Raw genomic sequence first — 22,816 nt, 5'->3', positions numbered from 1 at the left:
GGGCTCTGCCCAGACCATGGGGGTGGAGCCTGCATGGTCTGGGCAGAGATCTTCTTACGCCTCCATTCATTATCTGGAAAGGCACAGGCCAAGTCAAGCTGAATTATGGGAAAATGGGAAGGGAAAATGGGTGGCCGGAAGCTGCCTCCAGGCGATCTGCCGCTCTCCGGGGGAGGCGCCGGCTGCTTATTGGTTTGGGAGGGGGGGCGTCTTGGAGAAGAGGGTACCTTGAAGGGTTGCCTTCTCTGCCGGTTTCCTGCAGGTTTCGGCGTGGCGCTCAGGATGTTAGTCTCGGAGTAGCAACTGTATATCAGGTGGATCTCGGCGCTGAAATGGATCGCCAGCCCTGAACTTGATCGGAAAATCTACCTTTTCAGGGGAGTCAGGAGTCTGGCAACCAGGATGCCGGCCTCGTAGAGCAGGAAGAGCGGCAGGGCCAGGAGGACGGTTGCGGTCAACTCGCCGGCAGCCAGGAGAAAGGCCAGGATCAGAATGATCAGGTAGTACCAGCCGCGCCTTCTGGCAAAGTAGCCTGGAGCGATCAGCCCGGTGCGGCTGGCCATGACCATCAGGAAGGGAATCTCAAAGGCCAGGCCAAAGGTGAGCAGCATCCGGCCGACAAAGGTGAGGTAGAGGCCGAACTTGGGCATGGGGATGAGATCTGGTCCGGCATAGGCCATGAAAAAGTGCAGGATTTTCGGCAGGGCAATGAAAAAGGAGAAGGCGGTGCCGCCCAGAAAGAGCAGGCTTGCCCAGAAGACGATCAGCAGCCCGGTCTTCTTTTCCCGTTCCAGGAGCCCGGGGGCGATGAACATCCAGACCTGGAAGAGGAGGTAGGGAAAGCTGATCAGCACGCCTGCAAGCAGGGAGAGCTTGAGGTAGGTGACAAAGGCCTCGGTCAGCTTGGTGTAGACCAGGGTCTGGAGCTGGGGCGCGGCCTGGAACAGGGGAGCCATGCAGAAGGCTGTAAGCTGGTCCTTGCCCAGGTAGGCGAGCAGCGTGGCCAGGCACACCGCGCTCAGGCAGCGGATCAGACGTTTACGCAGCTCCTCGTGATGGGGACGAAAATGGTCAAAGGCGGAAATCATGGTTTCTTGTCGATGTCTTCCCCTGCCTGGGTGGGCTCCGTCGTTCCAGGAGGGTTGATCCCTGTCCGGGCATCAGGCGGGGCCGGGTGAGGGGCGATGGTGGCCTCCCCTGGCTGCTGCCTGGCATCCTCCTCCCAGGGTCTGGCCGGGTCCGGGGAGGGCTCAATCAGCCCCTCCTGCTTCTCAGGACCCTGCTCCTCGCTCCCAGGCCGTGACCAGGTCTTGGTTTCCCCGTCCAGGAGGTGTTCCTTCAGGTCGTCGGCGGTCTGGCGGAGGTTTTGCTGGACCTCGTTGAGGGTCTCGTCTTCTTCGGAGAGATTGGACTTGAGCTGTTGAACCGCCTTCTTCATCTCAAAGACGCCCTTGGCCAGGGAGCGAGCCAGTTCCGGTAACTTGTCGGGACCTACCACGATCAGGGCCACGGCAAAGATGACAATCATTTCGGGAAGACCTATGCCAAACATGAACAGGACTCACGTTAAAGGGGAGGGGGGAGATACTGCTGTTGTCGCTGCCACATTACGGGATTTAAAATGGTGTGTCAAGGCTGGGCCGGCTCAGCCCGGCCAGCAGCAGGGAGAAGATGGCTGAGCCGCCGGGAGCGCGATCTGGTATCATCGCCGATCCCCTGGTCTGCCTTTGATGGCCTCAGGCAATTCCTGGTGGTTATCAGTGGGTTTCTCTTTGTATATTCTCGTGAATACAGCTAATTGGCTTTTTGGGAGCCGTTATTTGACAATCTTCCCCTGATCTGCTATGTTTCTCCGGTTCAGGTCAGGTCGGTTTGCGCCCAGCGGTGCTGAGAGCCGTCTTTTCTTTTGTTATCAAGCTATAATTCCGGGAGATATCATGGCCAGTGTAGTAGTGGTCGGCACCCAGTGGGGTGATGAGGGTAAGGGGAAAATCGTTGATCTGCTTACCGAATATGCTGAGTATGTGGTTCGCTTTCAGGGCGGGAACAATGCCGGGCACACCCTGGTGGTAGATGGCAAGAAGTATGTCTTTCATATCATCCCCTCCGGGATCCTCTATGAAGACAAGACCTGTGTTATCGGCAATGGCGTGATCATCGACCCCAAGGTTCTGCTGGCGGAAATTGGAGAGCTCAATGACAAGGGCTTGACCGTGACTCCCCAGCGCCTCTTGATCAGCACCAATGCCCACCTGATCATGCCCTATCACCAGAGTCTGGACCTGGCCCGTGAAGCCTCGCTCTCCAAGGGGAAGAAGATCGGCACCACCGGCAGGGGGATCGGCCCCTGCTACATGGACAAGATAGGCCGGGTGGGGCTGAAGATCGGTGACCTGCTTGATCCAGGCCAGTTTGCCGACAAGTTGCAGGCCGTGGTTGAAGAGAAGAACTTCATCCTCGCCAAACAGTACAATGCGCCCACCGTGGATGTGGAGCTCATCATCGAGCAGTTCAGCCGCTATGCTGCCGAGCTTACCCCCTTTGTCGGCAATGTCTCCATGGTCCTGGATGCGGCCCGTAAGGCGGGCAAGAATATCCTCTTTGAAGGGGCCCAGGGGACCCAGCTCGATATTGACCACGGCACCTACCCCTTTGTCACCTCCTCCAACACCATTGCCGGTAATGCCTGTATTGGTTCGGGATTCGGTCCGGCCCATATCGATGAGGTCATCGGCATCCTCAAGGCCTACACCACCCGGGTGGGCGAGGGACCCTTTCCCACCGAGTTGCCCGAGGGCGATGGTGTTGGTGACGCCCTCCAGCAGAAGGGACATGAGTATGGGGCCACCACCGGTCGGAGGCGCCGCTGCGGCTGGTTTGACGGGGTGGTTGCCAACGATGCCGTTCGGCTCAACGGCCTCACCGGTTTTGCCATTACCAAACTCGATGTCCTCTCTGGTCTGGATTCCTTGAAGATCGCCACCAAGTATCAGCTCGAGGGGCGCGACTATGACCATATGCCGGAGAATCTGAGGATAGCCCAAAAGGCCCAACCCGTCTACGAAGAGATGGGTGGTTGGAGCGGAGACATTACCGCTGCCCGTTGCTACGATGACCTGCCGCGCCAGGCCAAGGAGTATCTGGCTCGCCTGGAAGAATTCACCGGGGTAGCGCCGGCAATCGTCTCGGTCGGACCGGATCGTGCCGAGACCCTGTTGTTGCGTAATCCCTTTCAGCGTTGAAGCCCCCGGGCGAGGCTGAGCCCTTGACTTGCCCGGGCTGGAAAAAGAATCTGAAAAACGACCACTGACAGGTTGGAGAAGAACCCAATCCTGATTACTATTTCAACCTGCAAAGGTAGAGACAAGCACCCGGAGAAGGAACTTTCCGGGATATATTTTTGAGGAGGCATACAGGATGGCCCGTATAACCGTGGAAGACTGTCTTGAAAAGGTAGGAGACGATAACCGATTTTCTTTGATTCACCTGGCAGTGGAGCGGATTCGTCAGCACCGTAATGGCGAACCCTTTCTCACGGCCGGCAAGAACAAGGAAGTGGTGATGACCCTCCGCGAGATTGCAGCCGGAGAGGTGACCTTTGCCAATATCCATGACCTGCCCCAACAGCGCAAGGCTGAAGCTGCAGCGTTGGAAGTTGAAAGCAGCGAAAACGAAGAGTAAAAGTGTTGTCCTATGAGTGAAAGCTACTATGACATCCTTGGTGTGGCCAGGGATGCATCTGCCGATGGCATCAAAAAGGCGTACCGGAAGAAGGCCATGAAGTATCACCCGGATCGAAATCCGGATGATGCTGCAGCCGAGGCCAAGTTCAAGGAGGCCGCCGAGGCCTATGAGGTCCTCAGCGATGCCCAGAAACGGCAGATCTATGATACCTATGGTAAGGAAGGCCTGCGCAGCAGCGGCTACAGCGGGCCCGGAAACAGTGAGGATATCTTCTCCCATATCAACGATATGTTTGGTGATATCTTCGGTTTTGGTGGGCGGAGTCGCCGCCGGGATCCCAATGCGCCTATCCAGGGTGATGACCTCCGTTACGATATCCAGATCTCCTTTATGGATGCCGTTCACGGGGTCAACCGTGAGGTCGAGATCAGCAAGCGTGAAACCTGCTGGACCTGCGACGGCTCGGGTGCCAGGCCCGGGCACCGCCCGGAGACCTGTCCCAGTTGCAACGGCCGCGGCCAGGTGGTTCGTTCCCAGGGCTTCTTTCAGGTAAGTACCACCTGTCCCCAGTGTCACGGGGCCGGCCAGGTGATCAGCGAGCCCTGCAACGACTGTCACGGTGAGGGCTTGGTCCAGAAGAGCAAGAAGGTCAATATTCGGATCCCTGCCGGTGTGGATACCGGTTCGCGGATGCGTCTCTCCGGGGAGGGCGAAGGAGGGCGCCGCAACGGCCGCTCCGGCGACCTCTATGTGATCATTCACGTCGAAGAGCATGAGTACTTCCAACGTGACGGCCAGACCATCTATCTGCAGTTGCCGGTTCCCATGGTCCAGGCGGCCCTGGGATGTGAGGTGGATGTACCCACGATTCACGGCAGCTCCACCCTGAAGATTGCTGCCGGTACCCAGGCCGGAGATCGCTTCACCCTCCGTAATGAAGGGGTGCCCAGTCTGCGCGGCGGTGGTAAGGGCGATATGGTGGTGGAGGTCCAGGTCAAGACGCCGACCAGGCTGAGCAAGCGGCAGAAGGAGCTGTTGAACGAGTTTGATGCGATCTCAAAGGAGCAGGAGGAGGAAGGTTTCTTCTCCCGCCTGTTTCGCGGCAACCTCGGTAAACAGAAGAAAAAGGCAGATTTGGCCGATAAGGTAGCCAATGGTTGAGCATAATCCCCTGACCCACTTTGACGAGGCCGGCAATGCCAGGATGGTCGATGTCGGCGCCAAACAGGCCAGCAGGCGGGTGGCAACGGCCGCAGGCCGGATCACCATGTCCAGGCAGGCCTTTGAGCTGATCCGGGACGGTCAGGTAAAAAAGGGGGATGTTCTTGGGGTTGCCAGGATTGCGGGGGTGATGGCTGCCAAGAAGGTGGATCAACTGATCCCCCTCTGTCATCCCCTGGCCATCACCGGCATCGATATCGCCTTTCGTCTGGAAGAGGGCAGTACCACCATCCATATCGAGGCAACGGTCTCCATCACCGGTCAGACCGGGGTGGAGATGGAGGCGCTGACCGCAGTCTCGGTCAGCGCCCTGACCATCTACGACATGTGTAAGGCCATCGATAAGACCATGGAGATTGGCGGGATCTGTTTACTCAAGAAAAGCGGCGGGAAAAGCGGAGTGTTTGAAAGATCGGCAGCAAGTTGATACACTGCAATAGAGAGTTCTTAAAACCAGTTCGTGGAGTTCACAGATATGGAAGAAAAAAATTTGCAGCAGTTGAAGAAGCAGCTTGAAGGAATAAAGGCGGAAATCACCTCTGACGTTGAGCAGACCCTCACCGACATGACCACGGATACCGGTAATATTCCTGACCCCAACGATCGTGCCTCTGTGGAATCTGATCGCAGTTTTGAGCTTCGCATCCGTGGCCGGGAACGTAAACTGATGGACAAGGTGGATGAGGCCATAGCCCGAATCGACGAGGGAACCTACGGGATCTGTGCCGGTTGCGGCGAAGATATTGCCCTCAAACGGCTGCAGGCCAGACCTGTGGCGACCTTCTGTATCGAATGTAAAACCAAGCAGGAACAGCGCGAAAAAGAACAGGGCCGGTAAAAACCATGCCAGAACTCAGGAAAGACCCGATCCTCGGCAGATGGATCATCATCGCCCAGGAACGGGGCAAGCGACCTACGGACTTCCTCGTTGAGGAGACCAAGGTCAAGGGGGGCTTTTGCCCACTCTGTCCAGGACACGAACGAACCACTCCGGATGAGGTTCTGGTCTACGGGCGCGACCAGGGGCAGGCCAACACCCCTGGTTGGGAACTGCGGGTGGTCCCCAACAAGTATCCTGCCCTGGTCATCGAGGGTGAACTGGATAAACAGGGCGAGGGACTCTATGACCGGATGAACGGGATCGGTGCCCACGAGGTCATCATCGAGAGCCCCTCCCATCACAAGTCCTTTACCTATCTGGAACCTGAAGAGATGATCCTGACCTTCAGGGCCTTTCGCGACCGTATTCGGGATCTTGCCAAAGATCAACGTTTTAGCTACGTGATGGTGTTTAAGAATTTCGGCAAGGCAGCCGGTGCCTCCCTGGAACATTCCCACTCCCAGCTCGTGGCCCTGCCCATTCTGCCCAGAATGGTCTCCTCGGAACTGGATGGCAGTCTTTCCTACTACCGCTATAAGGACCGTTGTGTCTTCTGTGATATTATCCGCCAGGAACTGCAGCAGGATATCCGTCTGGTCTGTGAAAACAGCGCCTTTGTCACGCTGGCCCCCTACGCCCCGCGCTCGCCCTTTGAGATGTGGATCATGCCCAGGAGGCACAGTTCCAACTATGCGGATCAGGATGAGGGGTCCCTGGAGCTGTTGACGGATATCTTTTCCCAGAGCCTGCGGCGCCTTGATGCCTGTATCCCCAATGCCCCCTTTAATTTTGTGCTTCATACCCAACCCCTGCGTTCAGGGCCGCTGGAACATTATCACTGGCATTTTGAAATAGTTCCCAAGTTGACCTCCATCGCTGGTTTTGAATGGGGCACCGGATTCTATATCAACCCAATGCCCCCGGAAGAGACCTGTACCTATCTCAAAGAAGTCAGCCTGTAGGAGGAGAGGATGGCAAAAAAACGGATCTTGATCGTTGATGATGAACAGGGGATTCAGCTCCTCTACCGAGGCGAGCTGGAAGATGAGGGCTATGATGTCGATTCCGCCTATAACGGGGAAGAGGCCCTGGAAAAATTCAGTGCCCAGCCGCCGGATCTGGTTATCCTCGATATCAACATGCCTGGTATGAACGGGATCGAGGTCTTGCGCCAGATGAAGGAGCTCAATGCCGAGCTGCCGGTTATCCTCTGCTCTGCCTATCCTGAATTTAAGCGGGATTTCGGCACCTGGGCCTCGGAAGAGTACATCGTCAAGTCCGCCAACATCGACGAGCTTAAGGCCGCTGTCCATAAGTATACCCAGTGAGTCCCCGGGATCAGGACACTCGCTGCTCTGGCTGTCCGCCGGCCTTGGTTTGTCCCCGCCGATATCCTGAAGTCTAAGGCTCCCTTGCTCCAAGAGCTGCAAAGATCCCTTTTCGCTGCGAACTCCCGCTCCCCGGGCATGGTCATCGACACACTTCTCCCCTAAGCGCAACCAAGCCGGTTGCCGGATACCCCTGCTGTAATGAAAGACATCCAAAGCCTGCACGATAGCCGCCGTATCGATATTCGGAAGGTCGGCGTTAAAAACATCTCCTATCCCATTACGGTTCTTGATCGGGCCAGGAAAACCCAGCAGACCGTGGCCAGCGTCAACATGTATGTCAATCTGCCCCACCAGTTCAAGGGCACCCACATGAGTCGCTTTGTCGAAATCCTCAATCGATTCCATGGTCGGTTTAACCTGGAAACCCTTCACCTGATCCTGGAAGAGATGAAACAACGGCTTGATGCCGAGGCAGCCCACCTGGAGATTGCCTTTCCCTATTTTTTTTCTTCAGACAGCGGCAAGGACTCCTTCTGCTCGCAACGTTATGACTGTCGGATGTCCGGTTCCCTGCAGCAGCAGCTGGATCTGGTGGTGGAGGTGGAGATCCCTGTGCCGCTGGGCGTGAGCGATCCGCTTCAGGCGGGCGTAATCCAGGCGGAAGGTGTCTGGGGCACGGTCCGGGTCTCGGTTCGGCTCAATCATTTCCTCTGGATGGAAGAGCTGATTACCCTGATTGAGGACGGTATTGCCCCGGTGGCCGGCAGCGGCAGCGCGAGCAGGGTCGAGGAACTCTGCCTCCAGATCGATGCGACCCTGGGCAGTGACGATGCCTTCTCCTGGTATAAGGTGGTGGTGGAAAATATTACCAGCGGCTACTCCATCTCGGCCAGTGTAGAAGGCCCATAAAAGAAGGCCTCTGTTATTGCTGTCATTTTCCGGTTGGAGTATGGTGATGGATACGACCTTTTTTTTGAAGCCGAGGTTATGGCTTGGAGGCGATCTCCAGGCAATCGATTTTTCGATCAGGTTCAGGCGGTGATGATGTCATCCCAGAGGGGAAAACAGGGTTTCGCTCAGGGGGAACTTCTGTGAATCACCTCTCTTCTTTGAACCGGGATCTGTTGAAGCACAATGGGGCACGATGGCCCAACAGTGCTGCATCGGCTAGTGCAACAGACCTCAAAGCCCTGAGCCAGGCTCAGCTTGCCTGGATCGTCCAGGAGTGGGGTTTATCCTTTTGGTACTTAACAGCTACGGACTTCCATGAGTGAACTATTATTTGAAATTGGGACCGAGGAGATTCCAGCCGGTTATATCCAACCGGCACTCACCTTCTTAGCATCTGAAGCAGAAAAAAAGTTACAGGCACTCGGCCTCAACTTCAGGGATGTTCAGACCTTTGGTACGCCCAGGCGTCTGACCCTGGCCATTGGCTTTGTCGAAGAGCGTCAGCCGGACAGGCGGGAGGAGCATGTCGGTCCTGCAAAGAGTGCCGGTTTTGATGCAGACGGCAACCCGACCAAGGCTGCCATGGGCTTTGCCCGATCCAAGGGGATGGAGGTCTCTGAGCTGCAGGTGGTGACCACTGCCAAGGGAGAATATCTGCTGGCGGTTGAGGATCTCAAGGGGAAGGAGACCTCAGGCCTGTTGCCTGGCTTGCTCGAGTCTCTGGTCAAGGAACTGGTTTTCCCGAAATCCATGCACTGGGCCGATAGCGCCATGACCTTTGCCCGCCCGATCCAGTGGCTGGTGGCCCTCTACGGAGGGCAACAGCTGGCGGTACGGCTGGAGGATATCCTTGCCGGCAGCACCACCCGGGGACATCGATTCCTGGCCCCCAAAGAAATTCCGGTCACAGGAATCAGCCAGTACCTCCAGGTGCTGGAGGAAAACTATGTGGTGGCTGACCTCAAAAAACGGAGGCAGATGGTGGTGAGCCAGGTGGAGCAGGCCGTGCGGGAGCGGGCCGGCATCCCTGGGGCCCAACCGGTACTCCATGAGGGCTTGATCGATACCGTAACCAACCTGGTGGAACGTCCCCATGGGATCTGCGGCAGTTTTGACGAGAAGTTCCTTCAGCTTCCCGATGAGGCCCTGATCACCTCCATGCGTGAGCATCAGAAATATTTTCCTGTGGCCGATGCAGAGGGTAGGCTCCTGCCCCGCTTTGTGGCGGTCAACAATACCGATGTTGCGGATCAGGAACTGGCGGCCAACGGCCATGAACGGGTCCTCAGGGCCCGCCTGGAAGATGGTCTCTTCTTTCTCACCGAGGATCGGAAGAGCAAACTCAGTGATCGGCTTCCCCAGCTGGATGGGATTATCTTCCAGCATAAGCTGGGGACCATGCTGGCCAAGAGTGAGCGCATGGCCCAGCTTGCCGAGCTGCTTGCCCAGGGGCTAGATCCCGCCCTGACCGCAGATGCCGTCTGTGCCGCCAGGCTGGCCAAGGCTGATCTGCTCACCGAAATGGTCGGTGAGTTCCCCTCTCTCCAAGGGGTGATGGGCTGTGCCTATGCCCTCAACGACGGTGAGAAGCCGGAGGTCGCCCAGGCGATCCTTGAGCACTATCTGCCGGTCCGTGCCGGCGGTAGCCTGCCTGAGACCCGGCTGGGGGCCATCGTCGGCCTGGCCGACCGCCTGGATACCCTGGCCGGTTGTTTTGCCATCGGCGAGCGGCCCAGCGGCACCAAGGATGCCTTTGGCCTGCGGCGACAGGCCATCGGTCTGATCAACATCATCAGAGGCCTGGAGATCAAACTCTCCCTGGGCGACTGTATTGCTGCGGCCCTGGCCAATTACGGGACCACTCTCGATGTGCCTGCGGGGACAGCCGGGGAGATCATCGACTTTATCCGGCTGCGCTTTGAAAATGAACAGAGCAGTCTGGGCTATCCCCAGGAGGTGGTGAGCGCCGCCACCGGGGTGGGCTTTGATGATATCATCGATTGTTTGGCCAGGATGGAGGCCCTCAATACCATCCGCAGTCAGGAGAGCTTCGGGGTCCTGGCCGGATCCTATAAGCGGATCCGCAATATCATCAAGGAGAACAGCGCCACCGAGGTGGATGCAAGCCTGTTGGCCGGTGGTAGCGAAGCCGAGCTCTATGCGACCCTTGAGCAGGTCCGCGAGAAGGCCCTGCCCCAACTGGCAGCCAACAACTATACCCAGGCCTTGAGCGTGATGCTGGAGATGGAGGCACCCCTGGACCGTTTCTTCACCGAGGTGATGGTCATGGCAGAGGATCTGCAGGTACGTCAGAACCGGCTCAACCTCCTGACCGGCTTAGGCGAGCTGGTCCTGCGGGTGGGCGATATCTCCAGGATGCATGGGGATGACCACTGAGTCTGCTGAGCTTGAAGATCTTTTCCAGGCTGGCAGTGATTGACCAGCCATAAAAAAAGGCTGCTCCCTCGGGAGCAGCCTTTTTTTGTGACCGTCTTCTTCAGCTTGAACAGCTGTTGTTCCCTACTTCTTCTTGGGATGGCAGACGCTACATTTGGCCAGCTTCTTATCCGTGGCCTTGTGGCAGTCTTTGCACAGGGCGTGGGCAGCGCCCTTGTAGTCGGCCAGCTTCTTGGGCATGGTCTCCTGCTTGTTGTGGCAGGTTTCACATTTCTCGATCTTCTGGCCATCCACATAGGCCACCCGTTTGCCGGCGGCATCTTTACTGTGGTGACAGTCGGCACAGGCCAGCCGTTCCTGATGGGCGCCATGGGGAAAGATGGCCGGTTTGGCCTTTTTGGCCTTGTCAATGGTGGCCTGGAGGGTCATATCTGCCGCTCCCTTGTCCGTGGCCAGGGAAAATCCTACCCCTGCCATACAGATAAGCCCCAGAGTTATTCCGCATACCAGTAGCTTTTTCATCTCAATCCTCCTTTAGATAATTGGTATATGAACATAAACCATGGTTGAACGTTCTTTGTATAGCTCGTTCACTATACCTTGTCAACTCCGGATCAGGAAAGCAAGCTGCCTGATTGTCTGATAAATTTGGGCCAACGGAACTGAATCATGGTTCAACTCTTAACTGGAACCGTAGCTATGCAGACCGGAGAGCAGGAAGTTGACCCCAAAGTAGGTGAAGAAGACTGCAACAAAACCGATGATGGCCAGCCAGGCGATCCTGGTTCCGCTCCAGCCGCGGGTAAAGCGGGCATGGAGGGTCAAGGCGTAGACAAACCAGGTGATGATGGACCAGGTCTCCTTGGGATCCCAGCTCCAGTAGGTTCCCCAGGCCTCGTTGGCCCAGATGGCGCCGGTGATGATTCCGGCGGAGAGCCACATAAAACCGAAGATAATGGTCTTATGGGTGAGGTCATCGATGATCTTCAGCTCCGGCAGCGAGGAGAAGAGCCCTTCCTGGGCCGGTTTGTCTCCGGCTGATTTCTTGAGCAGGTAGATCATGCCCAGGGAGCCGGCCACGGCAAAGGCGCCATAGCCGATGAAACAGGTCACCACATGGGCAATCAGCCAGTTGGACTGGAGGGCAGGGATAAGGGGGCTGATCTGATCATTGATCCTGTCGGAGAAGGAGGCATAGGCCAGGGCAATAAAGGCAAAGGGCATCACAAAGGCCCCGATCACCCTGGTCTTGTACTTCAACTCCATGGCCAGGTAGAACAGGGCGGTGCACCAGGAGAAAAAGACCAGTGATTCGTACATGTTGGTCAGGGGGGCGTGGCCGATTCCTATCTGGTAGGATTCATACCAGCGCAGGCCGATCCCCACGGTCTGGATAAGCAGGCCGGCGGCGGCCAGCAGCATGCCGATAAAGCCCGGGGTGCTGTTCCTGAAGATGAAGAGGGCCAGGTAAAAGGCGGATGATAGCAGGTAGGCTATCATGGTGATCCCAAAAAGTTGTGAACTATCCATATCTGTTCCGTCGGCTAGATGTGATTGAGGGGGAGAGCGGTTTGCCTCCGGCAGTACCGATGGTGGTAGCTGCTCCTGGGCTTCGAACTACCTGTTCGTACCTGCTAAGTCCTCAAATTTTTTCTCAAATCCTACTTTATTCTTGTTGGCACTACCAGCAAAAAGGATGGTGGCCGAGCTGCCGTCACTGCGCAGCATGGCGAAAAGTTTACGATGGGACATGAAAAAGGCCACATAGAGACCGATCAGCATCAGGATGCAGCCGCCATAGACCAACCAGACCCCGGGATCCTTGGTCACCTGCAGACCGGTGGCATAGAGCTGCTTGGCCTGGAAGGTGTAGCTGCCGCTCGGCCGTTCCACCAGCGCCTCCTGACCGAGATTGACCCAGAAGATCGAGGGCTCTCCCTGGCCATCGGACAACCACACCTTGACCCGCCGGGTCACCTCGCCGCGATTTTCCCGATTGATGATGCCATAGGTAATCCCGGCTTCGCTCCACTGCTGCTGCTGGGAGTGGGGGATGATCGAGCTGGTCTGCAGCTCAGCCGCACCTTTTTGCAGGGTGACCACATAGTCCTGGTAGGGTTGATAACTGGACTGGTAGAAGGTTATCCCCTTGTAGGTCAGCGGCGAGTTGACCTTGATATCGGTGGACAGAACCTCTGCCCCATCTTCCACCACCGTGACCTTGGAGAGATAGGTCTTGGGCATACCGTTTGGGTAGTATTCGATGGTGAAGTAGTCGCAGCGGACCCCAAAGCCCAGTTCTATGGGGGTTCCGCTTTTAAAGGCATAGATCACCTCGGATTGGCGGGATTCGGGAATCATGACCGAGCCCTTAAATGCAAAGGAGGGATCCCTGAGTAGTTTTTTGGCCACGGTTGAGGAGCCGATGAGCGCACCGAGGAGCACGATCAGGATGGAGAGGTGAACGATATAGACCCCGAATCGGGTCCAGGCCCCCTTCTCTGCAAAGAACAGGGTCCCATCTTTCTGTTGTCGTTGTTGGGGCTTCCAGCCCTGTTGTTGAAAGACCTTGCGGATGTGCGCTTCACCCTCCTGCGCTCCGCCGGGAAGGGTAACCCTTGCCCGCAGGCCCATCTTTTCAAGACGGTCGGCAGAGGTGTCCAGGTTGTCTCTCTTGATGATTTTAATGACCTGGGGGATGCGTTCGAGGCTGCAGACGATCAGGTTCAGCGCAAAGAGCAGGAGCAGCAGCAGGAACCAGCGGGAGTTATACATGTCCGTCAGGTTGAGTAGCTCCATGAATCTGGCCATCTTGGCCCCATACTGCTCGAGATAACGTCCCGGGGGGGCATTCTGGGGGATGATGGTGCCGATGATGGAGGTGCCGGCCATCAGAAAGAGCAGGAACAGGGCCAGTTGCACTGAGGAGAAAAAGGCCAGCAGGGGATTTTTAGATGTTTTTGTCATTTGAGTGCTTCACTGTTATCTGGGGAGAGGTAACCAGCAGCCGGTAGAGGTCCGCAGCTGTTCCGGCTTGGCAATGGGGTAAGCTGAGGAGCGTAAACCTGATCTCTGGCGACCATGAATAGGTGCTTTTTCTGCCAACCCCGGCCTTATCTGTAGATAAATATCCTCGTAATATCATTTCGATGCCTGCGGGAGCATGGTACAGATGCCTTCACCTCGACCTTGATCGAAACATTGAAATCTTCAAGCTGGTCTCAGATCTGCCCCGATCATCTGCTGACCGGTTCAGCTTGGAGAGAACTTCTCCAGAGGAGACGATCTGTCGGTTGCCCAGGAGCATTGCCGGGGCTCGTTGGTCCTTGATTGTGCTCGCCGGGGGAGGAGCTCCAGGGCCAGAGGAAACGCCTTTGTCAAGGCTATCATCTCTATCAGGTAAGGATTAAATTTACCACCAATTTTCTCCAGGCTGGTTGTTTTGGCGGCGGCTGTCAGCTCACACGCTGTGGTACCGTCCGGGCCTGCCGGCTGCAGTCGGTGTCCACCGATTCAGCAGTGTGGCCATGGGGATGGACCAGCAGGGAGGCGCAGGGAATAACGGCCATGGAGTGATTTGGCTCGCTGCCATCGATCAGGGTCTGGCTTTGCTCCGGAGATAAGGGGCTGAGCCCGCAGGCCGCGCAGTGTGCCTGGTCCAGGTCTGAGACCAGGTAGATCTTGATTCGCCTGGTTTTAGCCATCAGGGCCAGGGCGGTGCCGCCGTTGCCGGCATAGTCGTGACAGAGATGGTCGAAGGCTCCCTTCCAGCCACCCATGGTAAAGTAGGGCAGAAAGGTGGTTGAGCCCAGCTGATCAGCACATTGGGCGACCATCACCAGGCTGCCGCCATCCTTGACAAAGGCTGCGCTGTTGTGGATGGCCTTGTGGCTCTGGATAAGGTTGATGTCCTTGGGAGTGCCGCCGGCAGAGGCAAGGACCAGATCATACTGCTGCGGGTCTGCGGCCTTGAAGTGGTGATCAACGAGATCGCAGACGCGGAGAAAATCACCATAGCCGGAACCAAAGAAGTGATCGGCCACCTCTCCCCGGCTGTTGAGGAGAGCGTGGATGGAGCGATAGCTGGGCAACAGCGCGTGGATCTCTGCCAGATCTGCTGCCAGGGGGTTGTCTGAAAGCCTGCCGGGGTTGCATCCCCTGGCCAGTTGTCGCCGCTCGGCGTCAAGAAAGAGGCTGTGGTTCTGATAGATGGCCCGGCGTCCTCCCAATCCTGGAAAGAGCAGCTTACGGCCACCCCCGTAGCCGGCAAAGTAGTGGTGGGAGACGGCACCAAAGGAGATGATCAGGCCTGCTGTCAGCAGCTCGTGGTGGAGGGTCAGCTCTGTCCCTCTCCGGGTGGTGCCCAGGGAGGCCAGACTGGCCGGGTCGCTGCAGTCGTGGTGGACAAAACGGTGGAGGTGGTAACAGCGGCCATAGGTCTGGACACACTCCGCCTCACTCTGGCGCTGGTGGGTGCCGTAGGCAATATAGAAGCTGACCTGGCCAGGATCCGCTCCCCTGGCTGCCAGCCCTTCCAGCAGCCAGGGGATACCGTACTCGTAGCCGCAGCGTCTGGTCTTATCGGCAAGCACCACCGCGATGGGGCCGCTGAGTGGAGCAGGCGGCAGCAGGGTGTCGAGACCGCGGAGGAATCGTTGTTTGCTGACCCGGATCAGGGGCTCCCTGATGGACAGCTCCCTGGCTCCTGGCGGCAGCGAAAAGGGCAGCTGCCCCTGGCCATAGGCCAGGTCTATCCGGCGTGCATCCGGGGACGCAGCCTCTGCGTCCTTCATGGACGCTGTCCATCCAGGGCCTGGATGATCAACTCCAGGCTATGGACGGTCCGGACGGGAAGTCCGGCATGGTTGATGGTGTCCTGGAGCTGGATCATGCAACCCGGGCAGGCGGTGGCCAGCAGCGCAGCATTGCTGGCTGTAAGGCCGGGGAGTTTACGCCTGCCAATGGCCTGGCTGCATCCATAGTGGTGCATGGAGAAGGTGCCTCCCAGGCCGCAGCAGCGGTCGGCGCCACTCATTTCAACAAAGTCACAGTCAGGCAGGGCCTGCAACAGCCGGCGGGGTTCTTCGCTGATCCCCCTGGTGCGGAGATGACAGGGATCGTGGTAGCTGACGGTGACGGCCTGCCTGCCCCGGGGCAGGGCAGCGAGCTGGCGGTCAATCCCCTCCTGGCAGAGGAGTTGATGGATGTCCAGGACCTTGTCTGCAAAGGGAGGGGGACCATCAGGGACGCTGAGCTGGCGCAGGCCGGCGTTGCAGGAGGCGCAGGCCGTGACGATGTAGTCGACCGGTCTGCGGCTGAAGGCCCGGAGATTGGCGCTGCTCAGTTGGTCGATCAGCCGGCCGTTGCCTGCGGAGCGAGCCGGAATTCCGCAGCAGCCCTGGTCGTGGGGGAAGAAGAGGGAAAATCCCAACCGGGTCAGCAGGGTGATCATGGCCGCGCCAATGGCCGGAAAGAGGTAGCTGGTGGCGCAACCGGCAAAGATACCGACCACCGGTCTGTCCGCTTGCCCCTGGGTATACTCGGGGAAACGGGCAAAGAGGCTCTGGGAGGCGGTGGCGGGCAGGGTACGGTTGTGTTGACCCGGGAGCGGAAACCTGAGCCTGAGGCCGCTGGAGCTGGGTACCTTACGAAAGAGGGCCGGGCTGAGCAGGTCCACGGTCTTGACCAGGCGGTTGAGCAAACGTGGTGAACCGGTAAGTGCCGAGACGGCCCTGGCCGAGGGGGTAAGCCCCTGATCAGCGGTGATCAGGCGCCGCATGGCCCCGACGATCTGATCGGTGGGCACCTTGTTGGGACACTTGAGCACGCAGGAACCGCACATCAGACAGAGGCTGAGATCCTCTGCCAAGCGTTGCTCGATCTGTACCTGGCCGTTGAGCAGGGCCTTGGCCAGGGCGAGCTTGCCGCGGGCCACCGTACCCTCTGAGCGTTCCTGGTCATAGACCGGGCAGTGGGCCTGGCAGGCGCCGCAACGAACACACTGGTCAATGGCCTCTGCAAAGAGTTGGAGTTCCTTCATCTGAGCTGCTCTGTCGCCTGGTCATCGGCAAGAAAGATCTTACCGGGGTTGAGGATGTTGTCCGGGTCCAGGGCCCTCTTGATGGTCAGCATATAGGCCCGGGTAGCCTGGTCCAGCTCCAGGTGGAGATAGGGTGCCTTGGCTGTCCCGATACCATGCTCACCGCTGATGGAGCCGCCCAGGTCTACGGTGGTTTGGAAGATCTGTTCCAGGACCTGGTCCACGGTCTCCTGCATCCCCGGCTGGCTGAGATCCACCATCACGTTGACATGGATGTTGCCGTCACCGGCATGGCCGAAGTTGACGATGGGTACCTGGTAGCGTTCAGAGAGGCGATCCAGGGCCCGGATCATATCCGGTACCCGGGAGCGGGGGACCACGATATCTTCATTGAACTTGTTGGGATTGATCCGGCGCACCGCAGGGCTGACGCTGCGCCGTACCTGCCAGATGGCCTCGGACTCGGCCTCGCTCCGGGCCGTTTCGGTGTGGACCACATCCAGCTCTGCCACCAGCTTAAGTACGGTCTCGGCCTGGCGTTCCAGCATATCTTCATCGCCATCCACCTCGACGATCAACAGGGCCTGGCAGGCCTCGACAATGGGCAGCTCAGGGTTGTCGCGGATGCAGGCCAGGGTGTTGGCATCCAGGAATTCCAGGGTGGTGGGGATGATCCTGCCGGCAATGATGGCCGAGACCGCCCGGGCGGCGCCCTCGATGGAGCCAAACTGGATCAGCATGGTCTTCTTGGCCGCCGGCTTGGGCAGCAGGCGCAGGGTGATCCGGGTGACAATGCCCAGGGTCCCTTCGGAACCGATGAACAGCCGGGTCAGGTCGTAGCCCACCACATTCTTCATGGTAACGCCGCCGGTATGGATCAGGTCTCCGGTGGGGGTGACCACCTCCAACCCCAGGACATAGTCCTTGGTTACCCCATACTTGACGCAGCGGGGTCCGCCCGCGCATTCCGCCACATTACCGCCCAGGGTACAGAATTCCCTGGAGGCCGGATCCGGGGGATAGAACAGGTCCAGCTGTTCCACCTGCCGCTGGAGTTCGGCGGTGATCACCCCGGGTTCCACGGTGGCGGTCAGGTTTTCCTGGTCGATCTCAAGGATGCGGTTCATCCGGGTCAGGACCAGGACGATTCCCCCCTGCACCGGCAGGGTGCCGCCGGTAAAACCGCTGCCAGCGCCCCTGGGAATAATGGGGACCCTATGGCGGTTTGCCAGACGGACCACCTCCTGTACCTCCAGGGCAGTGGCGGCATAGACCACGGCCTCGGGCAGGTGTTCGTGCTGGGTGGCGTCGTAGCTGTGGGTAATTCGGTCGGTCCGTTCAAGGGAAACATTTTTTTTACCGACCAGGTCCTGGAGGGCCTGGTAAAGCTGGTCACTGATCATGCAGAATCCTGAGCTGAAGCCTTGGTTGTTGACGGGTAAAGGGTAGCTAAAGACATTGACCGGCCTGGGCGAGAACATAGGCAGCCTCGCTCCAGCGGCCAACGATTTTTCAGCTGCAGAATATAATGCCGATCAAGCCTGGCTGCTGCACTTTTTTCAGGAAAAGCGCTGCCAACAGGGGCGGGCAGAACCGCACCCTTAACCTGCGGGCAGAGACCGGTAGAGCTGGGCAATCTGCCGGGCCGCAGTTTCCTGGTCCAGGCCGTCACAGTCCAGGGTGATGTCGGCATACCGTCTGTAGAGGAGCTGACGTTCGTCAAAGAGATCCTGGAAGCTCTGGTGGTCGGCCTTGGCAATGCCCCGGGTCTCAAAATTCGTGATCCGGCGGTTGAGTTCTGCAAAGCTCACCTCCAGAAAGACGATGAAGGAAATACGGGCAAGGTGTTCCATGGCCCTGGGGCTGTAGGCTGCGCTGCCGCCGGTTGCGATGACATGGTTGCTGAGGTTGAGTTTGGAGATTTCATCGGCCTCTACCTGACGCAGATGGAGATAATCGCTGGCATCGATGATCTCCTGCAGGGATCGTTGCTGGTTGATCTGGATGAGTACGTCGGTGTCGATAAATCCCAGGGAGAGGTTCTTGGCCAGGATGATACCGATGGTGCTCTTGCCGGCACCGGGCATTCCGATCAGGGTCAGGTTGGTTTTCATGGGACTCCTGGGGATAATCAAGGAAGAGGAACGGGCTTGGGGGAGCAGCGCCCGGACACCCTTGCTGTGGCACCACTCTGGTGCCGCATTTGTCTGAGCTGCAGACCTGAATCAAGGAATCCACTTTACCCGGTTACGGCCTCTGAGGCAAGCCGGCCGTGGCAGGGCCGGCTTGCTTTCGGACACCAGCTTCAGGGGGAGGGCTGCTACCAGCTGCTCTCCCCGAGCACCGCGCCGCGGGTGGAGATCACCACCTGCCTGACCGGGAGCTCTGGTTGAACCGCATCATAGGCCCGTTTGATGATCTGGGTCATGGCTCCACAGCAGGGCACCTCCATGATCAGGATGGTCAGGGATTTGAGGGTGCCGCTCTGAAAGATTTCGGTGAAGCGCTCGATGTAGAGCTGCTGGTCGTCAAACTTGGGGCAGCCCATCATCACCACTCGGCCGGCAACGTAATCCTGCTGGATGTTGGGGTAGGAGACCGCGGTACAGTCGGCGGCCACCAGCAGATCGGCATCTTTCAGGAAGGGGGCTGTGGGCGGAATCAGGCGGATCTGTACCGGCCAGTGGGAGAGGGTGGAGTCGGTCTGGATGTTGGGGCTGTTGGCGCCCTGGCAGGGAGAGACCGGCTGCAGGGACTGGAGCTTGGCAGAGGGACAGCCGCCGGCTTGGGGCTGCTTGGCCTGGCTGCTGGCTTTTTTCTCTTCCAGCTCTGCCAGAAAGGCCTCAACCGCCTCCTCGTCAAACTCATCTGCCTCGCGTTCGATGATCTGGAGGGCGCCGGTGGGGCAGGAACCCAGGCAGGCGCCCAGGCCGTCGCAGAGTTTGTCGGCAACCAGTTTCGCCTTGCCGTCAATGATCTGGAGGGAGCCCTCGGCACAGTCGGGGACGCATTGGCCGCAGCCGTCGCAGAGCTCTTCGTCTATCTTGATAATCTTTCGGGTAACTTTCATGATGCTCTTCTTGCTCAGTGGTAAAGGGAGAAAATGGCGGATTCGTCAACCGAGCAGCGCCCGGCGCAGCTCGTCTGCACCGATGCGCTGGATAAAGCGGGCAGTGCGGCTCTTGAACGGGGCGGTCTTCAGGTAATAGTTGAGGGTCTTTCGGATCAGCTCCACAGCCTCGTCATCGGAGAGGCCGGCGGCGATCAAATCGCCGATCCTGGGATTGCCGGCGGCGTTGCCGCCAAAGGTAAATCGCCAGCCCTTCTTTTCGGTGGCCAGGCCCACGTCACGCATCCAGGATTCGCAGCAACACATCCTGCAACCGGAGATCCCCACCTTGACCTTGGCTGGCAGGGGGCCGTCCAAATCCAGGCCTGCGATCCGCTTACCCATGGTCAGGGCATCACCGATCCCGTACTTGCACCAGGTTTCCCCTGGACAGGCCTGGACATAGTGGACCCGGTTGCGGTGATGGGGAGGGGTCTTCGGGATCTTGAGTTCATCCTGGAGCTGGGACAGTTTCGCCTCCTCCATGCCCAGAAAGGCGACCCGCTGGGCGCCGGTGATCTTGGTCATGGGTACCTGGTACTTCTTCACCAGGGCGCTGATCTGTTCGAGTGCTTCTGGGCTGAGCATGCCGGCGTGGATGTCTGGGAGCACGATAAAGGTCTTGGGGTGTTGGTTGGTCATGATGGAAACCCGTGGTTGTGTTCCGGCCGGGAGCTGACTCCCGGCCGGGTAGGTTTTTGCTCTGGTTGGCCTATGCTGGCCTATGCTGTGGCCTATGCGACCTCACCCAGGATGGCCTTGAGGTCATCTTCCGGGTTAGCTGCAACCGGCTTGATCTCGAAGGTGTCCACCAGGAACTGGAGCACGGCCGGGGTGATAAAGGCCGGCAGGGTCGGTCCCAGGCGGATATCCTTGACCCCGAGGTAGAGCAGGGTCAGGAGGATGGCCACGGCCTTCTGCTCGTACCAGGAGAGGACCATTGACAGGGGCAGGTCATTGACATCACAGTCAAAGGCACCGGCCAGGGCCACGGCGATCTGGATGGCGGAGTAGGCATCGTTACACTGGCCCACATCCAGGAGCCGCGGGATACCGCCGATGGCGCCCAGATCCTGGTCAAAGAAACGGAATTTGCCGCAGGCCAGGGTCAGGACCATACAGTCGTCGGGCACCTGTTCGACAAACTTGGTAAAGTAGTCCCGTCCTGGCTTGGCGCCGTCACAGCCGCCCACCAGGAAGAAGTGACGGATGGCCTTGGATTTCACCGCCTCGATCACCGTGTCGGCGACCCCCAGGACCGTGTTGCGGGCAAAGCCGACCATCACCGAGCTGGTCTCAAGATCCTCGCTGAAGCCGTCCATGGCCAGGGCCATCTCAATGACCGCGCTGTAGTCCTTGTCTTCTATATGTTTGACGCCGGGCCAGCCCACCAGGCCGTTGGTGAAGACCCGGTCCCTGTACTCGTCCCTGGGCTTTTGGATACAGTTGGTGGTAAAGAGGATCGGTCCCGGGAAGTTTGGGAACTCCCTGTGCTGGTTCTGCCAGGCCGTGCCGAAGTGGCCGTGGAGATGGTCATATTTCTTCAGCTCCGGATAACCGTGGCAGGGGAGCATCTCACCGTGGGTGTAGATATCGATTCCCTTACCCTCGGTCTGCTTGAGCAGCAGTTCCAGATCACGGAGGTCATGACCGGTGATCAGGATACACTTCCCCTTACGGTGTCCCAGGGGAACCGAGGTGGGCACCGGGTGACCGTAGGTGCCGGTGTTGCCGGCATCCAGGAGTTCCATGGCCCGCAGGTTGATCTCGCCGGCCTTCATGGCCACGGGGACACACTGTTCCACGCTCAGCCCCTCAAGCATGAGGGCGCAGAGGGCCTCGTAGCAGAAGGCGGCTACCTGGTCGTCCTCTTGGCCGAGGATGGCGGCGTGATCGGCATAGGCGGCGATTCCCTTGAGCCCGTAGAGCAGGGTCTGTTTGAGGGAGCGGATGTTCTCGTCGCTGTCCAGACTCTCGATGAACTTGAGTGCTGCGCCCTGGCTGGCCAGTGCCTCCACGGAACCTCCAGGCTGGAAGCTGGCCTGGGGTTCGCTGAAGTCGGTCCGCCCGCCGGCAGCGGCAACCCTGGCCTTCATGGCCTCGCGCAGTTCAATGGTCTTGTTGATCAGGAGGACAAAGCGATCCGGATCAAAGTCCACGTTGGTCAGGGTGGAGAAGATGGCCTCATAGGTGAAGAGGTCGGTGGCAGGATCGATGATCTCGTGTTTGCGGGCCTCAGCGGCAAAGAGAGCTAACCCTTCCAGGGCGTAGACCAGCAGATCCTGGAGATCGGCGACCTCCTCGTTTTTTCCGCATACTCCGGCGATATTACATCCAATCCCTTTGGCGGTCTGCTCACATTGGTTACAGAACATGGTGGTTTCTCCTCAAATCAGTTAGGCTGGGTGGGTGATATAGGTAATCTCGGTCACAGCAGCGCTGTGGTATTGCCTTGTTTGCGTCCATAGTACAGGATAGGTCCTTTCTGCCATTGATCTAGGTCAAAAAATAATAATAAACAGTCACTACCTTGAATAAAAAAATAGCAATCCTGAAAACCAGTATGTTGTTCAGCGGCCTCTCCGACCCCCAGCTGGAGGCCCTGGCCAGAATCGCCCGGGTCAAGAGTGTTGCCCGGGGAGAGACCATCTTTTTCGAGGGAGAGCAGGCCAACGGTTTTTATATGGTGGCCCGGGGCAAGGTCAAGATTTTCAAGATGTCTCTGGGCGGCAGGGAACAGATCCTTCATATCTTCGGCGTCGGCGAACCCTTTGGTGAGGTGCCGGTCTTTCACGGTAACCCCTTTCCCGCCTCTGCCTCGACCCTGGAGGCCTCGGAGGTCCTTTTCTTTCCCAGGAGCGAATTTGTGGAGCTGGTCACCACCAATACCTCCCTGGCTTTGAGTATGTTGGCCATGCTCTCCATGCGCTTGCGTCGTTTTGCCACCCAGGTGGAGAATCTGACCCTCAAGGAGGTGCCCGGCCGGCTGGCCTCCTATCTGCTCTATCTGGTGGAAGAGCAGGGGCGGGAAGATCAGGTGATCCTGGATGTGCCCAAGGGCCAGCTGGCCAATCTCCTGGGCTCCACCCCGGAGACCCTGTCCAGGATCTTTGCCAAGATGAAAGAGGAGGGTTTGATCCAGGTCCAGGGAAAAACCATCCAGCTCCTGGACCTGGAGGGGCTTCGCCACCGTTGAAACCCGT

General features: G+C 58.4%; 22 protein-coding genes. 10 read left to right on the top strand and 12 right to left on the bottom strand.

Annotated features, from left to right (window positions below):
- Nucleotides 1-365: 365 nt before the first annotated feature.
- Nucleotides 366-1,088 carry a twin-arginine translocase subunit TatC gene (gene tatC / locus G494_RS0102585; RefSeq protein WP_028583274.1) on the bottom strand — a complete coding sequence of 241 codons (723 nt, stop codon included), beginning with the start codon at nt 1,086-1,088 and terminating at the stop codon, nt 366-368.
- Nucleotides 1,085-1,552, bottom strand: a complete 468-nt coding sequence (locus G494_RS25970) for a twin-arginine translocase TatA/TatE family subunit (RefSeq protein ID WP_084456306.1) — start codon at nt 1,550-1,552, stop codon at nt 1,085-1,087. Before G494_RS25970 ends, tatC begins: the two co-directional genes overlap by 4 nt.
- A 385-nt stretch (nt 1,553-1,937) precedes the next feature.
- Here G494_RS25970 and G494_RS0102570 point away from each other — a divergent pair, with 385 nt between their 5' ends.
- The 9 genes from G494_RS0102570 to glyS all read left to right on the top strand — a co-directional run bounded on the left by G494_RS0102570 (nt 1,938) and on the right by glyS (nt 10,464).
- Nucleotides 1,938-3,242: an adenylosuccinate synthase gene (locus tag G494_RS0102570; protein ID WP_028583273.1), complete on the top strand. Its 1,305-nt coding sequence runs from the start codon at nt 1,938-1,940 to the stop codon at nt 3,240-3,242.
- Between the two features lie 175 nt (nt 3,243-3,417).
- Nucleotides 3,418-3,681 (top strand): DNA-directed RNA polymerase subunit omega, encoded by a 264-nt coding sequence (gene rpoZ / locus G494_RS0102565; RefSeq protein ID WP_028583272.1) that lies wholly within the window; start codon nt 3,418-3,420, stop codon nt 3,679-3,681.
- 12 nt (nt 3,682-3,693) lie between these two features.
- Nucleotides 3,694-4,845 carry a molecular chaperone DnaJ gene (dnaJ, locus tag G494_RS0102560; RefSeq protein WP_028583271.1) on the top strand — a complete coding sequence of 384 codons (1,152 nt, stop codon included), beginning with the start codon at nt 3,694-3,696 and terminating at the stop codon, nt 4,843-4,845.
- Nucleotides 4,838-5,332, top strand: a complete 495-nt coding sequence (moaC, locus tag G494_RS0102555) for a cyclic pyranopterin monophosphate synthase MoaC (protein WP_028583270.1) — start codon at nt 4,838-4,840, stop codon at nt 5,330-5,332. Before dnaJ ends, moaC begins: the two co-directional genes overlap by 8 nt.
- Nucleotides 5,333-5,380: 48 nt before the next feature.
- Nucleotides 5,381-5,743 (top strand): RNA polymerase-binding protein DksA, encoded by a 363-nt coding sequence (gene dksA, locus G494_RS0102550; RefSeq protein ID WP_028583269.1) that lies wholly within the window; start codon nt 5,381-5,383, stop codon nt 5,741-5,743.
- 5 nt (nt 5,744-5,748) lie between these two features.
- Nucleotides 5,749-6,747, top strand: a complete 999-nt coding sequence (gene galT / locus G494_RS0102545; RefSeq protein ID WP_028583268.1) for a galactose-1-phosphate uridylyltransferase — start codon at nt 5,749-5,751, stop codon at nt 6,745-6,747.
- 9 nt (nt 6,748-6,756) lie between these two features.
- Nucleotides 6,757-7,113, top strand: coding sequence for a response regulator (locus G494_RS0102540; RefSeq protein ID WP_028583267.1), 357 nt, complete (start codon nt 6,757-6,759; stop codon nt 7,111-7,113).
- Between the two features lie 201 nt (nt 7,114-7,314).
- Nucleotides 7,315-8,025 carry a GTP cyclohydrolase, FolE2/MptA family gene (locus G494_RS21570; RefSeq protein ID WP_051305288.1) on the top strand — a complete coding sequence of 237 codons (711 nt, stop codon included), beginning with the start codon at nt 7,315-7,317 and terminating at the stop codon, nt 8,023-8,025.
- Between the two features lie 357 nt (nt 8,026-8,382).
- Nucleotides 8,383-10,464, top strand: coding sequence for a glycine--tRNA ligase subunit beta (gene glyS / locus G494_RS0102525; RefSeq protein ID WP_028583266.1), 2,082 nt, complete (start codon nt 8,383-8,385; stop codon nt 10,462-10,464).
- Between the two features lie 123 nt (nt 10,465-10,587).
- Here glyS and G494_RS0102520 read toward each other — a convergent pair whose 3' ends face one another.
- The 10 genes from G494_RS0102520 to hcp all read right to left on the bottom strand — a co-directional run bounded on the left by G494_RS0102520 (nt 10,588) and on the right by hcp (nt 21,988).
- Complete coding sequence (locus G494_RS0102520) at nt 10,588-10,986, bottom strand: cytochrome c3 family protein (RefSeq protein WP_028583265.1); 399 nt, start codon at nt 10,984-10,986, stop codon at nt 10,588-10,590.
- A gap of 159 nt (nt 10,987-11,145) precedes the next feature.
- Nucleotides 11,146-11,994 (bottom strand): c-type cytochrome biogenesis protein CcsB, encoded by an 849-nt coding sequence (gene ccsB, locus G494_RS0102515; protein ID WP_028583264.1) that lies wholly within the window; start codon nt 11,992-11,994, stop codon nt 11,146-11,148.
- 87 nt (nt 11,995-12,081) lie between these two features.
- Nucleotides 12,082-13,431: a cytochrome c biogenesis protein ResB gene (gene resB, locus G494_RS0102510; protein WP_028583263.1), complete on the bottom strand. Its 1,350-nt coding sequence runs from the start codon at nt 13,429-13,431 to the stop codon at nt 12,082-12,084.
- A gap of 488 nt (nt 13,432-13,919) precedes the next feature.
- On the bottom strand, nt 13,920-15,257 hold the full coding sequence (locus G494_RS0102505) for a lactate racemase domain-containing protein (protein WP_028583262.1): 1,338 nt from the start codon (nt 15,255-15,257) through the stop codon (nt 13,920-13,922).
- Entirely contained in the window at nt 15,254-16,504 is a 1,251-nt protein-coding gene (locus G494_RS0102500) for a (Fe-S)-binding protein (RefSeq protein WP_028583261.1), read from the bottom strand. Before G494_RS0102500 ends, G494_RS0102505 begins: the two co-directional genes overlap by 4 nt.
- Nucleotides 16,501-17,907, bottom strand: coding sequence for an FAD-binding oxidoreductase (locus G494_RS0102495; RefSeq protein ID WP_028583260.1), 1,407 nt, complete (start codon nt 17,905-17,907; stop codon nt 16,501-16,503). The genes G494_RS0102500 and G494_RS0102495 overlap by 4 nt, the downstream gene beginning before the upstream one ends.
- Before the next feature lie 198 nt (nt 17,908-18,105).
- The gene (locus G494_RS0102485; protein WP_028583259.1) at nt 18,106-18,618 is read right to left on the bottom strand and encodes a shikimate kinase; all 513 of its coding nucleotides are present in this window, start codon (nt 18,616-18,618) and stop codon (nt 18,106-18,108) included.
- A gap of 206 nt (nt 18,619-18,824) precedes the next feature.
- Complete coding sequence (locus G494_RS0102480; RefSeq protein WP_028583258.1) at nt 18,825-19,574, bottom strand: ATP-binding protein; 750 nt, start codon at nt 19,572-19,574, stop codon at nt 18,825-18,827.
- A gap of 45 nt (nt 19,575-19,619) precedes the next feature.
- The gene (locus G494_RS0102475) at nt 19,620-20,255 is read right to left on the bottom strand and encodes a nitrite/sulfite reductase domain-containing protein (RefSeq protein ID WP_035245180.1); all 636 of its coding nucleotides are present in this window, start codon (nt 20,253-20,255) and stop codon (nt 19,620-19,622) included.
- A gap of 92 nt (nt 20,256-20,347) precedes the next feature.
- Nucleotides 20,348-21,988: a hydroxylamine reductase gene (gene hcp, locus G494_RS0102470; protein WP_028583256.1), complete on the bottom strand. Its 1,641-nt coding sequence runs from the start codon at nt 21,986-21,988 to the stop codon at nt 20,348-20,350.
- 155 nt (nt 21,989-22,143) lie between these two features.
- Here hcp and G494_RS0102465 point away from each other — a divergent pair, with 155 nt between their 5' ends.
- On the top strand, nt 22,144-22,809 hold the full coding sequence (locus G494_RS0102465) for a Crp/Fnr family transcriptional regulator (protein ID WP_028583255.1): 666 nt from the start codon (nt 22,144-22,146) through the stop codon (nt 22,807-22,809).
- Nucleotides 22,810-22,816 lie beyond the last annotated feature (7 nt).

It is taken from the genome of Desulfogranum mediterraneum DSM 13871 (genome assembly GCF_000429965.1).
Taxonomy (GTDB): domain Bacteria; phylum Desulfobacterota; class Desulfobulbia; order Desulfobulbales; family Desulfobulbaceae; genus Desulfogranum; species Desulfogranum mediterraneum.
The sequence above is the reverse complement of the archived record's forward strand: the minus strand, read 5'-3'. Positions and strand labels throughout refer to the sequence as shown.